Here is a 14,366-nt window from a genome sequence, read left to right on the forward strand (position 1 = left end):
GGTAGACAGGCGCGCGTTAACGCAGGGTGCCACAGTAAAGGGCGCGCATTGTACACGCCGGGCATCAGAGCGCGAGGGGTCGAGGCTGGCAAGAGGGCAAAAAGGCAGGGAATGTTACAAATTAGTGCACGAGCGGAAATATTTCTTTACACCCTAACAGCTCGCTGGCAAGCCAGCTCCCACATTTCCCCAATGTTCCCTGTGGGAGCTGGCTTGCCAGCGAGCTTTTGGCCAACGCCACGATCGTAAACAAATGTTTACAGCCTGCAACGGCAATTTTCCACACGCCAGAATGCAAAACGCCAGCCCGAAGGCTGGCGTTTGCAGTTCAAGCGCGTTGATTACTCAGGCTTGGGCTTGCGGCGGGTGACCGGCGCACGCTTGTCCGCGGCTGGGCCACGGCGCTTGCTGTCGTCCGACAGCTTCAGGCCTGGGCGCTGGGCACCTGGCTTGGCTGGACGCTTGTTCATGTCGGCCGGGCGCTCGGCCACCGCCGAACCACGACCGTCCTTGCGGGCCGGCGCTTCGCCACGGCGCGGGGCCGGCGCGTCACCGCGTGGCTTGCGCGCCGGGCGCTCGCCTTCTTCCAGGCGTGGCGCGCGGGCTGGGCGCTCGGCACCGGCGGCACCGTCGTGGGCCGGGCGCAGGGTGCGCACGCGCTCGCTGCGGGCCATGGGGCGCGACGACTTGCGCTGCATGCGGTCCAGCTTGTCCTTGCTCTTGGTGCTCATGGTCGGCATGGCCACGGCGCTCAGGCCCACTTCGGCGCTGAGCACGTCCACTTCGTGCTGGCTCAGTTCGCGCCAGCGGCCCATGGGCAGGTCGGAGTTGAGGAACACCGGGCCGAAACGCACGCGCTTCAGGCGGCTGACCACCAGGCCCTGGGATTCCCACAGGCGACGCACTTCACGGTTGCGGCCTTCCATGACCACGCAGTGGTACCAGTGGTTGAAGCCTTCACCACCCGGTGCCACCTGGATGTCGGTGAACCGCGCCGGGCCGTCTTCCAGGATCACGCCGTTCTTCAGGCGCAGCAGCATGTCGTCGTCGACTTCACCGCGCACGCGCACGGCGTATTCACGGTCCATCTCGTAGGACGGGTGCATCAGGCGGTTGGCCAGCTCACCGTCGGTGGTGAACATCAGCAGGCCGGTGGTGTTGATGTCCAGGCGGCCAATGTTGATCCAGCGGCCTTCGCGCGGGCGCGGCAGGCGGTCGAACACGGTCGGGCGGCCTTCCGGGTCGTCACGGGTGCAGATCTCGCCGTCCGGCTTGTTGTAGATGATCACGCGGCGCACGGTTTCCGAGGCTTCTTCGCGCTTGATCACCTTGCCGTCGACGCTGATGGCGTCGTGCAGGTCGACGCGCTGGCCCAGGGTGGCGGCCACGCCGTTGACCTTGATGCGGCCTTCACCGATCCAGGCTTCCACGTCGCGACGCGAGCCGACGCCGATACGGGCCAGGACTTTCTGCAGTTTTTCGCCGGCGGGGCCCATTTCCTGGACTTCTGGCTTGATAGGTTCACTCATCTTTTAGCACCTCCCGGTGTGTGATGTGGGGCGTTCATGTCGCCCGAAGGGTCGCGAATCATACGCGCATGTGCGGCGTTGCGCACCTGAGACTAGTCGAAATAGCGTGGGTTATTTCTTTTTCCGTCGGCCGGTGGCACCCAGCGCCAGCAAACGCAGGTGCGCCTGGGCCAACGCCTCGCGGCGCTCGCCCTTGTCCAGCTTCTTCCAGCCCTTGATTTCACGCTTGGTGCGCCCGCAGCCCACGCAGACATCGTCATTGAACTTGCAGACACCGATACAGGGATCCTTGCTGCTCATGGGCACTCACTCGTGGCGGGGCTCTTGCTCCTCCTCGCCGTCTTCCGTCTCGTCGAAGGGGGCCAGGGGCGCGTCGAGCAAATCGTCGAAGTCAGTCTTGAGACCCTGTTCCATGCTGTCGAGTTCGGCCAGCAGGGTGTGGAAGCTGGTTTCCTCCTTCGGCGCCTCGCCCTCCTCGCCCGGCTCGGCACTGGCATCGGCCAGGGCCTGCAGGTGCGCGGGCACCGGCGGATCTTCATCCAGGTCCTCGACCAGCGGCTCGGGCTCGATCTCGCGCAGCTCGGCCAGCGGCGGCAGGTCATCGAGGTTCTTCAGGTTGAAGTGGTCGAGGAACGCCTTGGTAGTGGCGAACATCGCCGGCCGCCCGGGCACCTCGCGGTAGCCCACCACGCGAATCCACTCGCGCTCGAGCAGGGTCTTGGTGATGTTGCTGTTCACCGCCACGCCCCGCACGTCCTCGATCTCGCCACGGGTGATGGGTTGGCGATAGGCAATCAGCGCCAGGGTTTCCAGCAGTGCACGGGAATAGCGCTGCGGGCGTTCCTCCCACAGCCGCCCGACCCAGGGCGCGAACTTTTCGCGGATCTGCAGGCGGTAGCCGGAGGCCACCTCCACCAGCTCGAAGGAGCGGCTGTCGCAGCTTTTGCGCAGTAGGTCCAGGGCCTTCTTGAACACAGCAGGCTCGGGGCGCTCGGTTTCCTCGAACAGCTCGTACAGGCGGTCCAGCGATTGCGGCTTGCCGGAGGCGAGCAGGAAGGCTTCGAGCAGGGACGCCAGCTCGCGGGGTTCGGTCAAATTCATCTATTGGCTCTTGTTCACAATTCTGATCCAGCGCTCTCTGCTGCTCTTGCCGTTGCTAGTGATCTTGATCTTGATCTTGATCTTGCTTTGCTTTTGATCCGGCTTTTGATCTTGGCCCCGTTAAGCGCCAGGGCCGACTGGAGGCGTCGATCAACGGGCTGCCCGAAGGGCCGAGGCCGCAGGCCGAAGAGACGGTAACCCGCAGGCTTCTATAGCGGGTGCCGTCTGCCCGTTGAGCGGCGCCGGAAGGAGGGGACCCGTAGCGCAGCGGAGGGCCCAAGCAGGGGCGAGCCCTTTTTGCTTCCTTTTTGGCTGGGCCGGCACACCGGGCGACTGCCAAAAAGGGAGTCGCCGTAAGGGCGAAACGGTCGGTGGTCGCACCACGAAAATGGATATGTCCGAAACCCTCAAAAGCGGGATCCAAATACCGTGAACATATCCATTACCGAGGGTGATGCAGAATCACCTTTCCGGCCTTACGCCGGGTCACTTTTTGGCAAACGCCCCAAAAAGTAACCAAAAAAGGCTTGCCCCTGCTTGGTCCCTCCGCTTCGCTGCGGGTCCCCTCCCTCCGGCGTCGCCCAAGCGGCCGACGGCCCGGAATAGAAGCGCCTCCGGTTCCGTCTTCTTCGGCTACGCCTCAGCCCGCTTGGCCAACGCCTCCAGTCGGCCCTGGCGCTTTATGGGGCACACAATCAAGATCAAAGGCCGCACGGGATCAAGATCAAAAGCTTGATCGGCGGAGTGACGGTGTTATCACTCCGCCCTTGCGCGGACATGAATCGCCGCAAACGGCTCATTCTGCACCAATTCCACCAACGATTCCTTCACAAGCTCCAGGATGGCCATAAACGTCACCACCACCCCCAACTTGCCCTCCTCCTTGGTAAACAACTCGACAAACGGCACAAAGCCCCCGCCCTTCAACCGCTCCAGCACCTCACTCATGCGCTCGCGGGTCGACAACGCCTCACGGCTCACCTGGTGGCTCTCGAACAGATCCCCCCGCCGCATCACTTCGGCCATGGCCAACAGCACCTCCTCCAGCGCCACGTCAGGCACCAGCTTGCGCACCTTGGCCTGGGGCGCATCCAGCTGCGGCACGTAAATGTCACGGCCCAGGCGCTTGAGGCCATCGAGGTTCTCGGCCGCCGCCTTGAACCGCTCGTACTCCTGCAGCCGACGGATCAGCTCCGCACGCGGGTCGTCTTCTTCCACCTCGGCCTCGGCCGAACGCGGCAGCAGCATGCGCGACTTGATCTCGGCGAGCATGGCGGCCATCACCAGGTACTCGGCGGCCAGTTCCAGGCGCACGGTCTTCATCAGCTCGACGTAGCCCATGTACTGGCGGGTGATTTCCGCCACGGGGATGTCGAGGATGTCGATGTTCTGCTTGCGAATCAGGTACAGCAGCAGGTCCAGCGGGCCTTCGAAGGCTTCGAGGAAGACTTCCAGCGCATCGGGCGGGATGTACAGGTCCACGGGCATTTCCGTGAACGACTGGCCATACACCAGCGCCAGCTGCTCGGGCACACGCGGCTCGTCTATGGCAGGGGTGTTTTCAGCGATGGTCACGCCACTCACGCCTCGGCCATGAACGGCGACGGGTCGCCACAGCCCACGCGCACCACCTGCGGTTCGCCGTCGGCCAGGTTGATCACCGTCGACGCCGACACGCCACCGAAACCGCCGTCGATGATCAGGTCCACGTGGTGCTCCAGCAGCTGGCGCATCTCGTAGGGGTCGGTCATGGGCAGGGTCTCGCCGGGCATGATCAGGCTCACGCTCATCAGCGGCTCGCCCAACTCTTCCAGCAGCGCGTGGGAAATGGGGTGGTCGGGCACGCGCAGGCCGATGGTGCGGCGCTTGTCGTGCAGCAACAGGCGCGGCACCTCGCGGGTAGCGTTGAGAATGAATGTGTAGGGCCCTGGAATGTGCGCCTTCAGCAGGCGGAACGCGCCGGTGTCGATCTTGGCGAACAGCCCCAGTTGCGACAGGTCGCGGCAGATCAGGGTGAAGTTGTGCTTGTCGTCCAGCTTGCGCAGGCGGCGCACGCGCTCGATGGCGCCCTTGTCACCGATCTGGCAGCCCATGGCGTAGGAAGAGTCGGTGGGGTAGATCACCACGCCGCCCTTGCGGATGATCTCCACGGCCTGTTTGATCAGGCGCGGCTGAGGGTTTTCCGGATGAATCTGGAAGAATTGACTCACGTTCTCTACCTGTTGGTCAGACGACGAGTGGCTGCTCATGTTTGAACCGGCACCATAAAGGTGGCAAGTCCTCTGGCACGGGTCGGTACACACCGATCTCGGACCAGGCCCCTGGACCATGGAAATCACTGCCGGCGCTGACCAGCAGACCGAACTCGCGCGCCAGGATCGACAGGGTGCCCACCTGTTCGGCAGGCTGCATGCCATTCACCACTTCGATTGCCTGGCCACCGGCTTGAATATAGTCGGCAATCAGCTTGCGGCGCTTGCTGCGGGTGAAATCGTAATGCAGCGGGTGCGCCAGGCTCACCCACGCGCCCGCGGCGCGCAGGGTGCCGACGGTCTCTTCCAGCGTAGGCCAGTGCAGCTTGACGTCACCCAGCTTGCCGGCGCCCAGCCACTTGCGGAAGGCTTCGGCGCGGTCTTTCACGTAGTGCTGGCGCACCAGGAACTCGGCGAAGTGCGGGCGCGCCGGGGCGTTGCCGCTGTCGCCCAGCTCCTGCTGGATGGCGCGCGCGCCTTCGAGGGCGCCGGGCATGCCCTTGAGTGCCAGTCGTCGGCTGATTTCCTCGGCGCGCAGCCAGCGGCCGGTGTGCAGGGCTTCCACCGCGGCGACCAACGGTGGCGCGTCGAGTTCGAAGCCGTAGCCCAGCACGTGGATGGTGGCGCCGCCCCAGGTGCAGGACATTTCCACCCCGCTCACCCACTGCATGCCCAGCGCCCGCGTGGCTTCGCGGGCCTCGGGCAGGCCTTCGAGGGTGTCGTGGTCGGTCAGCGCCAGTACCCGCACGCCATTGGCGTGGGCGCGCGCAGCCAGCTCGGTCGGCGAGAGGGAGCCGTCGGAGGCGGTGCTGTGGCAGTGCAGGTCAACATTCATGTGGTGGCGCTTTCGCTGTCTTTGATGTTTGTTATTATGCCGTCACATCCTGCTTCTGGCTGCCACTGTGAAACAATTCATCGATTTCATCCCGCTGTTCCTGTTTTTCATCGTCTACAAGCTTGACCCACGCACCATCGAAGTCGCCGGCCAGCAGGTCACCCTGGGCGGTATCTTCAGCGCCACCGGCGTGCTGATCGCCAGCTCGATCATCGTCTACGGCATCCTGTTCATCACCCAGCGCAAGCTGGAGAAGAGCCAATGGCTGACCCTGGCCGCGTGCCTGGTGTTCGGCAGCCTGACCCTGGCGTTCCACAGCGAGACCTTCCTGAAATGGAAGGCGCCAGTGGTCAACTGGCTGTTCGCCCTGGCCTTCACCGGCAGCCATTTCATTGGCGACCGCCTGCTGATCAAGCGCCTGATGGGCCACGCCCTGACCCTGCCGGACGCCGTGTGGGCGCGGCTGAACGTGGCCTGGATCATCTTCTTCCTGTTCAGCGGCGCCGCCAACCTGTTCGTGGCCTTTACCTTCCAGAGCATCTGGGTGGACTTCAAGGTCTTCGGCAGCCTGGGCATGACCCTGCTGTTCCTGGTAGGCCAGGGCATCTACCTGTCCCGCCACCTGCATGACGCAGACACCACCACCCCGAAGACCGAGGACTGACATGCTCTACGCAATCATTGCCACCGACACGCCAAACTCGCTGGACAAACGCCTGAGCGTGCGCCCAGCCCACCTGGCGCGCCTGGAGAAGCTCAAGGATGACGGTCGCCTGGTCCTGGCCGGCCCGCACCCGGCGGTAGACAGCAACGACCCAGGCGCCGCCGGCTTCTCCGGCAGCCTGATCGTGGCCGAGTTCGAATCCCTGGCCGCCGCCCAGGAATGGGCCGGTGCCGACCCGTTCGTGGAAGCCGGCGTGTACGCCGACGTACTGGTCAAGCCGTTCAAGCAGACCCTGCCGTAACCCCCGCTGCCACTATCGCGTAGCCGCTGCCGCCAGGCTGCGCTGGCCCTGTGCCTCGCTGGAGTTTTCCGGTGTTGATACAGGCCAGCGCAGCCTGACGGCAGCGGCTACGTCGTTTGTGCTGCAAAAAACTGTTTCTTTGTACTGATCCATTGCTCATCATTCCCCCACGACTGCCGACAACCTGCCGAACAATCGACAGAATCGGGAGTCTGTATGCGCCAGAGTGTGCTGTTTTCGCTGTTCGTGCTGCTCCTGCTCGGTGCCGGCGATGCCCAAGCCGACGAGCCTTCCACGCCATTGGCACTGAACGCCGGCAGCCAGGTCAGCGACCTGCAGCAGCGGCTCAAGGACAGCGAGCGGGCCCGGGCCGACCTGAACCAGGAAATCCAGCGGCTCAAACTGCAGTTGCAGGAAGCCCAGGGCAAGATGGCGCCAGGCGTGCGCCTGCTGACCGAGCAACAGCAATGGTTTGTTACCGGCGGCGGCGTGGCCTTGTTGGCCGCCATGTGCGGTATCTTTATCAGCGGCGGGCGTAGACAACGTCGGCAATGGTTGAATTGAGAGTTTCATGAGCGATCTGTTACTGATTGATGATGACGTGGAGTTGTGCGAGCTGCTTGGCAGCTGGCTGAGCCAGGAAGGCTTCGTGGTGCGCGCCTGCCATGATGGCGGCAGTGCCCGCAAGGCCCTGGCCGAGCTGTCCCCGGCAGCCGTGGTGCTGGACGTGATGCTGCCCGACGGCAGCGGCCTGGAGCTGCTCAAGCAACTGCGCAACGAACACCCCGACCTGCCGGTGCTGATGCTGTCGGCCCGCGGCGAGCCGCTGGACCGTATCCTGGGCCTGGAGCTGGGCGCCGATGACTACCTGGCCAAGCCCTGCGACCCGCGCGAGCTGACCGCACGCCTGCGCGCCGTGCTGCGCCGCAGCCACCCCAGCGCCGCCAGCGGCCAGCTGGAACTGGGCGACCTGTGCTTCAGCCAGGCGCGCGGCGTGGTGACCATCGACGAGCACGACATCACCCTGACCATCTCCGAGAGCCGCCTGCTCGAAGCCCTGCTGCGCCAGCCGGGCGAGCCGCTGGACAAGCAGGAGCTGGCGCAGATCGCCCTGGGCCGCAAGCTGACCCTGTACGACCGCAGCCTGGACATGCACGTGAGCAACCTGCGCAAGAAGATCGGCCCCCACGCCGACGGCCGCCCGCGCATCGTCGCGCTGCGCAGCCGCGGCTACTACTACGCCGAGTGATTATTCAAACATCGCGTAATCCCCATCGCGGCCAAGGCCGGCTCCTACACGATCGGCGTAGGAGCCGGCCTTGGCCGCGATGTGGATCACGCGGTTGTTTGTGTAAACCCCCGCTCTAGACGTCTTTACCTAAGCTTTACCGTCCACTGACTGCAGCTGACCTTGATCTCCATAAACTGAGCTCATCCGGTTGATACCACCGGCAACGAGACAAGGAGATTCACCATGCGCAAGACCCTTATGGCTCTGATGTTCGCCGCCGCCCTGCCCGCCGTTGCCATGGCTGCACCTGAAGGCGGCGATGGCCCAGGCTTCGGTCCTGGCGGCCCTGGCTTCGGCGGCCCTGGCATGCACCACGAGCGCGGCCCGCGCGACGGTTTCGCCAAGCTGGACCTGAGCCCTGAACAGCGTCAGAAAATCGGCCAGCTGATGGGTGAAGAACGCCACATCGACCGCGAAGTGCTGCACAAGTACCTGGAAAAGCTGCCGGCAGCCGACCAGAAGGCGATGAAGGACGAGATCACCGCCAAGCATGACAAGGCCCGCGCCGACATCCGCGCCGTGCTGAACCCGACCCAGCAGAAACAGTTCGACGAAATGAAGAAGCAACAGGACGCGCGCCGCGCCGAATGGAAAGAGTTCCAGGCGTGGAAGGCCCAAAAGGACCAGAAAGCCCAGTAAGCTTCACCTATCGTTGACCCCCGCCCGGCACGCTCACGCGTGTCCGGGCTTCTGCATTTGAGGTACTCCCCTTGCGATCATTGTTCTGGCGCATCCTGGCAAGCTTCTGGCTGGCCATCGCCCTCGTCGCCGGCCTGTCGATCCTGCTGGGCCACGTATTGAACCAGGACACCTGGATTCTCAGCCGCCACCCCGGCCTGCACAACCTCGCGCAGACCTGGGTGCAGACGTACGAGAAAGACGGCCAGGACGCGGCCCAGCAGCTGCTGGAAGAGCGCAAGTGGCGTTACCACATCGATGTGCAGGTACTCAACGAAGCCGGCGAAGCGGTGGTGCCCGGCACCTTCCCGCGCCGCGCGGCAGCCTTCGAGGCGCGCCAGAGCGACGGTAATGACGACCGGCCCCTGCCCTGGCGGCGCCTGACCGCCGAATACACCAGCCCCAAGACCGGCGACACCTACCTGCTGATCTACCGCATCGCCCACCCGGAGCTGGATGCCTGGCGCCGCCAGAGCCTGGTGTGGCCGCTCAGTGCGCTGGGCATCGCCCTGGTGGTGCTGACCCTGTTCAGCCTGCTGGTGACCCTGTCCATCACCCGCCCGCTCAGCCGCCTGCGCGGCGCGGTGCATGAACTGGGGCAGACCACCTACCAGCAGAACAGCCTGGCGCAGCTGGCCAAGCGGCGCGACGAGTTCGGCGTGCTGGCCAACGACTTCAACCGCATGGGCGGCCGCCTGCAAAGCCTGATCGGCAGCCAGCGGCAACTGCTGCGCGACGTCTCCCACGAGCTGCGCTCGCCGCTGGCGCGCCTGCGCATCGCCCTGGCCCTGGCCGAGCGCGCCGAGCCCGAGCAGCGCGAACGCCTGTGGCCGCGCCTGACCCGCGAGTGCGACCGCCTGGAAGCGCTGATCAGCGAGATCCTGACCCTGGCGCGGCTGGACGCCGAGCACGCCACCGCCGAGCCGGTGGACGTGGCCACGGTGCTGAAAAGCGTGCGCAACGATGCGCGCCTGAGCGCGGCGGAACAGCAGATCAAGATTGACTGTGAACCGGGCCTGACCCTGACCGGCTGGCCGACCATGATCGAGCGGGCGGTGGACAACCTGGTGCGCAACGCCTTGCGCTTCAACCCCGAGGACCAGCCCATCGAGCTGAGCGCGCGGCTGGTGAACGAGCACGTGGAGTTGAGCGTGCGCGACCACGGCCCTGGGGTAGCGGACGAGCACCTGGCGCAGCTGGGCGAGCCGTTCTACCGGGCGCCGGGGCAGACCGCAGCGGGCCATGGCCTGGGGCTGGCCATTGCGCGGCGGGCGGTGGAACGCCACGGCGGCAACCTGAGCCTGGCCAACCATCCCCAGGGCGGCTTCATGGCCACCCTGGACCTGCCGCTGACCCCGGTTACCGCCGCCTGACGCGGCCTGCGGCCGCTGCTACGGAATACACCCACGGCCGCGTCAAAAGCCCAGGCCTATCAGGCCGACCAGGCGCTGACGTAGTCGGCGGTGCTGACCACTGGCGCTTCGCGCGGCGGGTTCAGCGGCGTGCCCAGGTACAGGAAGGCAATCACCTCCTCGCCTTCGCCCAGCCCCAGGCCCTTGGCCACGTGCGGGGCGTAGGCCAGCTCGCCGGTGCGCCACACCGCGCCGATGCCCTGGGCGAACGCCGCCAGCAGGATGTTCTGCGCCGCGCAACCGGCCGCCAGCAGTTGCTCGGCCTTGGGCACCTTGAAGTGATCCTGCAGGCGCGCCACCACCACGACCACCAGCGGCGCCCGCAGCGGCATGCCACGGGCTTTCTCCAGCGCCGCCGGGGTGGCGTCGCCCTTGAGCTGCACCGCCTCGGCCAGGATTTCACCCAGCTGCTCGCGGGCCGCGCCTTCCACGGTCAGGAACCGCCAGGGCCGCAGCTGGCCATGGTCCGGCGCGCGCAGGGCGGCCTGGAACAGCACTTCACGCTGTTGCGCCGACGGCGCGGGCTCCACCAGGCGCGGAACGGATACACGGTTGAGCAATGCGTCGAGGGCCTCCATCGGCCACCTCCTGAACAGTGAAAGAGCACCTATTCTAGACATAACGAGCAAACCCTTGCCGGGTTTACATGCACAGACCCGCAGGTAGAATGGCGCCCTTCTTTTTTCAGCCCCGAGCGGACTCCATGGCGTTGCCGACCCTGCGCATCATTGGCTTTATCATCGGCATCTTCCTGATCACTCTGGCGATCAGCATGGTCATCCCCATGGCCACCCTGCTGATCTTCGGCCACACCGGCGACCTGCCGTCCTTCCTGTGGTCGAGCCTGATCACCTTCGTCGCCGGCCTGGCGCTGCTGGTCCCCGGCCGCCCGGACAACGTCAACCTGCGCCCGCGCGACATGTACCTGCTGACCGTGTCCAGCTGGCTGGTGGTGTGCGTGTTCGCCGCCCTGCCCTTCGTGCTCACCGAGCACACCAGCTACACCGACGCCTTCTTCGAGAGCATGTCGGGCATCACCGCCACCGGCTCCACCGTGCTCAGCGGCCTGGACAGCATGTCCCCCGGCATCCTGATGTGGCGCTCGCTGCTGCACTGGCTGGGCGGCATCGGCTTCATCGGCATGGCGGTGGCGATCCTGCCGCTGCTGCGGGTGGGCGGCATGCGCCTGTTCCAGACCGAGTCCTCGGACCGCTCGGAGAAGGTCATGCCGCGCTCGCACATGGTGGCCAAGTCCATCGTGCTGGTGTACATCGGCATCACCGCGCTGGGCAGCCTGGCCTTCTGGGCCGCGGGCATGAGCGTGTTCGACGCCATCAACCACGCCATGTCGGCGATTTCCACCGGCGGTTTCTCCACCTCCGACCAGTCCCTGGCCAAGTGGTCGCAGCCAGCGGTGCACTGGGTGGCGGTGGTGGTGATGATCCTCGGCAGCCTGCCGTTCACCCTGTACGTGGCCACCCTGCGCGGCAACCGCCGGGCGCTGCTGCGCGACGAACAGGTGCAGGGGTTCCTCGGCCTGCTGCTGGTGACCTGGCTGGTAATGACCACCTGGTACTGGTGGCAGACCAACCTGCCGTGGTGGACGGCCCTGCGCCACGTGGCGCTGAACGTGACCTCGGTGGTCACCACCACCGGCTTTGCCCTGGGTGACTACAGCCTGTGGGGCAACTTCGCCCTGATGCTGTTCTTCTACCTGGGGTTCATTGGCGGCTGCTCGGGCTCTACCGCCGGCGGGGTGAAGATCTTCCGCTTCCAGGTGGCCTACATCCTGCTCAAGGCCAACCTCAACCAGCTGATCCACCCGCGCGCGGTGATCCGCCAGAAGTACAACGGTCACCGCCTGGACGAAGACATCGTGCGCTCGATCCTGACGTTCTCGTTCTTCTTCGCCATCACCATCAGCGGCATCGCCCTGGCCCTGTCGCTGCTGGGCCTGGACTGGATGACCGCGCTGACCGGCGCCGCCAGCACCGTGTCCGGCGTGGGCCCGGGGCTGGGCGAGGCCATCGGCCCGTCCGGCAACTTCGCCGGGCTGCCGGACGCCGCCAAGTGGATTCTGTCCGGCGGCATGCTGCTGGGCCGGCTGGAGATCATCACGGTGCTGGTGCTGTGCATGCCGGCGTTCTGGCGGCACTGACCTCGACCAGCTCGCTGCCCAGCAGGCGCGCGCGGTATTCACCCGGCGTGGTGTCGAACCAGCGCCGGAAGGCGCGGAAGAAGTTGCTGGGGTCGGCAAAGCCCAACAGGTAGGCGGCTTCCAGCAAGGTCATGTGCGGCTGGGCCAGGTACTGCTCGGCCAGCTCGCGGCGGGTGTCATCCAGCAGCGCCTGGAAGCTGGTGCCCTCGTCCTGCAAGCGCCGCTGCAAGGTGCGCTGGGACAGGTGCAGCACCTGGGCCACCGCCTCGCGCTTGGGCTCGCCCTGGGGCAGCAGCCGGCACAGCACCTGGCGCGCCTGGTGGGTCACGCGGCTTTCGGAGAAACGCGCCAGGTATTCCCCGGCAAAGCGGTCATGCAGCGCGGCCATGGCCTCGTTGGCGGTGGCCAGCGGTTCCTCCATGTCGGTGCGTTCGAAAATCAATGCATCGTAAGGCGCGCCGAACACCAGCGGCGCGTGAAAGGCCTGCTGGTAAGGCGCCAGGTCATGGGGCTGGCTGCCCTGGATCAGCACCTTGCGTGGCTGCAGCACACGCCCGCACAGCCAGCCGCACAGCGATAAGGCGCACGCCAGCGAGGCCTCGGCGCTCTGGCGGGTGGGTGGCAGGTGGTCGCCGTGCACGGTGACGATCAGGCCGTAGCCCTCGGGCAACAGCTTGAAGCTGACGTCGGCGCTTTCGGCGATGATGCGCTGGTAGCGCACCAGCCGTTCGAAGCCCTCGGCCAGGGTGCGGCTGGACATCAGCGCGTAGCCCACCACATGGAAGGACGCCGGGCGCACTACCCGCGCCATGTTCAGGCCAATGGCCGGGTTGCCTGACAGCTCGACGGCCAGGGTCCAGAGACGGGTCATGGAGTCCTGGGTAAAACGTGCATCGGGATCGTCCAGCGCGCCGTAGTCGAGCCCCAGCTGGGCGAACAGCGCCCGGCAGTCCAGCCCTTCCAGTTCCAGCGCCTTGACAATGCCCCCGGCCCAACTGGCCGATGTGGTCCGTTCGCTCATGCCGCTGCCGCCCCATTCCTTTCAAACCGTGGCAATTGTGTCAAAAGATACGAAACTGGCGCCCTCGGCCACTGGCCCGCCTTGTCGTTCACTCTAGACTTAAATAAGGTGCCACGTAGTCCCATTGATCGTCTGCGAGACTGCCGTCGTGAACAATAGCCATGAGTTTGCAAGCTTCAGGGATTTCTATCCCTATTACCTGGCCGAGCACAGCAACAGCACGTGCCGCCGGCTGCATTTCGTCGGCACCAGCCTTGTGATCGCGCTGGTGGCCTGGATTGTCGCCAGCGGCAGCTGGCTGTTGTTGATCGCCCTGCCGCTGGCCGGCTACAGCTTCGCCTGGGTGGGCCATTTCTTCTTCGAGAAGAACCGCCCGGCGACCTTCCGCCACCCGCTGTACAGCCTGTTCGGCGACTTCGTGATGTACCGCGACATGCTGGTGGGCAAAGTGGGCTTTTGACAACTGCGTCTATACTCGCCGCAACCCGCGACAGACGGAGCCGAGATGAGCGAACAAGCACGCTTCACCCACATGAAGGATGGCACCGAGCAGGACTGGGCCATCATTGCCAACGACTTTGCCCAGTACGCCCGCCAGCTGCCCCAGCGTATTCTCACCCACCTGCGCCTGCTGGACGGTGACTTCGGCGGTTTCCCGGTGGACCGCCTGACCCACTCGCTGCAGACCGCCACCCGCGCCCACCGCGATGGCCGCGACGAGGAATACGTGGTGTGCGCGCTGTTGCACGACATCGGCGACACCCTGGCCAGCTACAACCACCCGGACATCGCCGCGGCCATCCTCAAGCCGTTCGTCAGCCCCGAGAACCATTGGATGGTGGAGAAGCACGGGATATTCCAGGGCTATTACTTCTTCCACCACCTGGGCATGGACCGCCACCTGCGCGAGCAATTCCAGGACCACCCGCAGTACCGGCAGACCATCGAGTTCTGCGCCAAGTACGACGCCGCGGCGTTCGACCCGGCCTACGAGCACCTGCCCCTGGCGTTCTTCGAGCCGATGCTGGCGCGGGTGTTCGCCGAGCCCAAGCGTTCGCTGTACCGCGAAGCACTGGCCAATATGCCGGCGTGAGCGTGGGGCCTGGGACGCGGCCTTTGGCCGC

17 protein-coding genes are annotated in these 14,366 nt (G+C 65.5%); 9 read left to right on the forward strand and 8 right to left on the reverse strand.

Annotated elements, in window-relative coordinates; genetic code table 11:
- Positions 1-341: 341 nt before the first annotated feature.
- The 6 genes from rluB to AC0J42_RS23385 form a co-directional block, all read right to left on the reverse strand.
- Positions 342-1,529, reverse strand: a complete 1,188-nt coding sequence (gene rluB, locus AC0J42_RS23360) for a 23S rRNA pseudouridine(2605) synthase RluB (RefSeq protein WP_416426176.1) — start codon at positions 1,527-1,529, stop codon at positions 342-344.
- A 111-nt stretch (positions 1,530-1,640) separates the two neighbouring features.
- Complete coding sequence (locus tag AC0J42_RS23365; RefSeq protein ID WP_473004064.1) at positions 1,641-1,829, reverse strand: DUF1289 domain-containing protein; 189 nt, start codon at positions 1,827-1,829, stop codon at positions 1,641-1,643.
- A gap of 6 nt (positions 1,830-1,835) precedes the next feature.
- Positions 1,836-2,630: an SMC-Scp complex subunit ScpB gene (gene scpB / locus AC0J42_RS23370; protein ID WP_473004066.1), complete on the reverse strand. Its 795-nt coding sequence runs from the start codon at positions 2,628-2,630 to the stop codon at positions 1,836-1,838.
- Positions 2,631-3,386: 756 nt separating this feature from the next.
- A complete protein-coding gene (locus AC0J42_RS23375; protein WP_473006895.1) occupies positions 3,387-4,085 on the reverse strand; it encodes a segregation and condensation protein A in 699 nt (232 codons plus the stop codon).
- A gap of 125 nt (positions 4,086-4,210) precedes the next feature.
- Positions 4,211-4,840, reverse strand: coding sequence for an L-threonylcarbamoyladenylate synthase (locus tag AC0J42_RS23380; protein WP_416426179.1), 630 nt, complete (start codon positions 4,838-4,840; stop codon positions 4,211-4,213).
- Between the two features lie 16 nt (positions 4,841-4,856).
- Positions 4,857-5,717, reverse strand: a complete 861-nt coding sequence (locus tag AC0J42_RS23385; protein WP_473004069.1) for a PHP domain-containing protein — start codon at positions 5,715-5,717, stop codon at positions 4,857-4,859.
- Between the two features lie 67 nt (positions 5,718-5,784).
- Here AC0J42_RS23385 and AC0J42_RS23390 point away from each other — a divergent pair, with 67 nt between their 5' ends.
- The 6 genes from AC0J42_RS23390 (at position 5,785) to AC0J42_RS23415 (ending at position 10,024) form a co-directional block, all read left to right on the forward strand.
- Positions 5,785-6,381 carry a septation protein A gene (locus tag AC0J42_RS23390; RefSeq protein ID WP_473004072.1) on the forward strand — a complete coding sequence of 199 codons (597 nt, stop codon included), beginning with the start codon at positions 5,785-5,787 and terminating at the stop codon, positions 6,379-6,381.
- Position 6,382: 1 nt separating this feature from the next.
- A complete protein-coding gene (locus AC0J42_RS23395; protein WP_416426185.1) occupies positions 6,383-6,682 on the forward strand; it encodes a YciI family protein in 300 nt (99 codons plus the stop codon).
- Between the two features lie 216 nt (positions 6,683-6,898).
- Positions 6,899-7,246 carry an SH3 domain-containing protein gene (locus AC0J42_RS23400; RefSeq protein WP_416426187.1) on the forward strand — a complete coding sequence of 116 codons (348 nt, stop codon included), beginning with the start codon at positions 6,899-6,901 and terminating at the stop codon, positions 7,244-7,246.
- 7 nt (positions 7,247-7,253) lie between these two features.
- The gene (locus AC0J42_RS23405; RefSeq protein ID WP_416426189.1) at positions 7,254-7,931 is read left to right on the forward strand and encodes a response regulator transcription factor; all 678 of its coding nucleotides are present in this window, start codon (positions 7,254-7,256) and stop codon (positions 7,929-7,931) included.
- Between the two features lie 225 nt (positions 7,932-8,156).
- Entirely contained in the window at positions 8,157-8,612 is a 456-nt protein-coding gene (locus tag AC0J42_RS23410; RefSeq protein ID WP_473004075.1) for an LTXXQ domain protein, read from the forward strand.
- Between the two features lie 71 nt (positions 8,613-8,683).
- Positions 8,684-10,024, forward strand: a complete 1,341-nt coding sequence (locus AC0J42_RS23415) for a sensor histidine kinase (RefSeq protein WP_416426191.1) — start codon at positions 8,684-8,686, stop codon at positions 10,022-10,024.
- Positions 10,025-10,083: 59 nt separating this feature from the next.
- Here AC0J42_RS23415 and AC0J42_RS23420 read toward each other — a convergent pair whose 3' ends face one another.
- The gene (locus tag AC0J42_RS23420; protein ID WP_416426192.1) at positions 10,084-10,641 is read right to left on the reverse strand and encodes a nitroreductase family protein; all 558 of its coding nucleotides are present in this window, start codon (positions 10,639-10,641) and stop codon (positions 10,084-10,086) included.
- Positions 10,642-10,766: 125 nt separating this feature from the next.
- On the opposite strand from AC0J42_RS23420, the gene AC0J42_RS23425 reads away from it, so the two are divergent.
- Positions 10,767-12,221 carry a TrkH family potassium uptake protein gene (locus AC0J42_RS23425; protein WP_473004077.1) on the forward strand — a complete coding sequence of 485 codons (1,455 nt, stop codon included), beginning with the start codon at positions 10,767-10,769 and terminating at the stop codon, positions 12,219-12,221.
- Here the strand turns inward: AC0J42_RS23425 and AC0J42_RS23430 are convergent.
- Positions 12,178-13,242 (reverse strand): AraC family transcriptional regulator, encoded by a 1,065-nt coding sequence (locus AC0J42_RS23430; protein ID WP_416426195.1) that lies wholly within the window; start codon positions 13,240-13,242, stop codon positions 12,178-12,180. The genes AC0J42_RS23425 and AC0J42_RS23430 overlap by 44 nt on opposite strands.
- Positions 13,243-13,390: 148 nt before the next feature.
- Here AC0J42_RS23430 and AC0J42_RS23435 point away from each other — a divergent pair, with 148 nt between their 5' ends.
- Both AC0J42_RS23435 and AC0J42_RS23440 read left to right on the forward strand, forming a co-directional pair.
- The gene (locus tag AC0J42_RS23435) at positions 13,391-13,702 is read left to right on the forward strand and encodes an Mpo1-like protein (RefSeq protein ID WP_416426196.1); all 312 of its coding nucleotides are present in this window, start codon (positions 13,391-13,393) and stop codon (positions 13,700-13,702) included.
- Between the two features lie 45 nt (positions 13,703-13,747).
- Positions 13,748-14,335: an HD domain-containing protein gene (locus AC0J42_RS23440; RefSeq protein WP_416426198.1), complete on the forward strand. Its 588-nt coding sequence runs from the start codon at positions 13,748-13,750 to the stop codon at positions 14,333-14,335.
- Positions 14,336-14,366: the final 31 nt, after the last annotated feature.

The organism is Pseudomonas sp. Tav-5-1A (genome assembly GCF_055755055.1).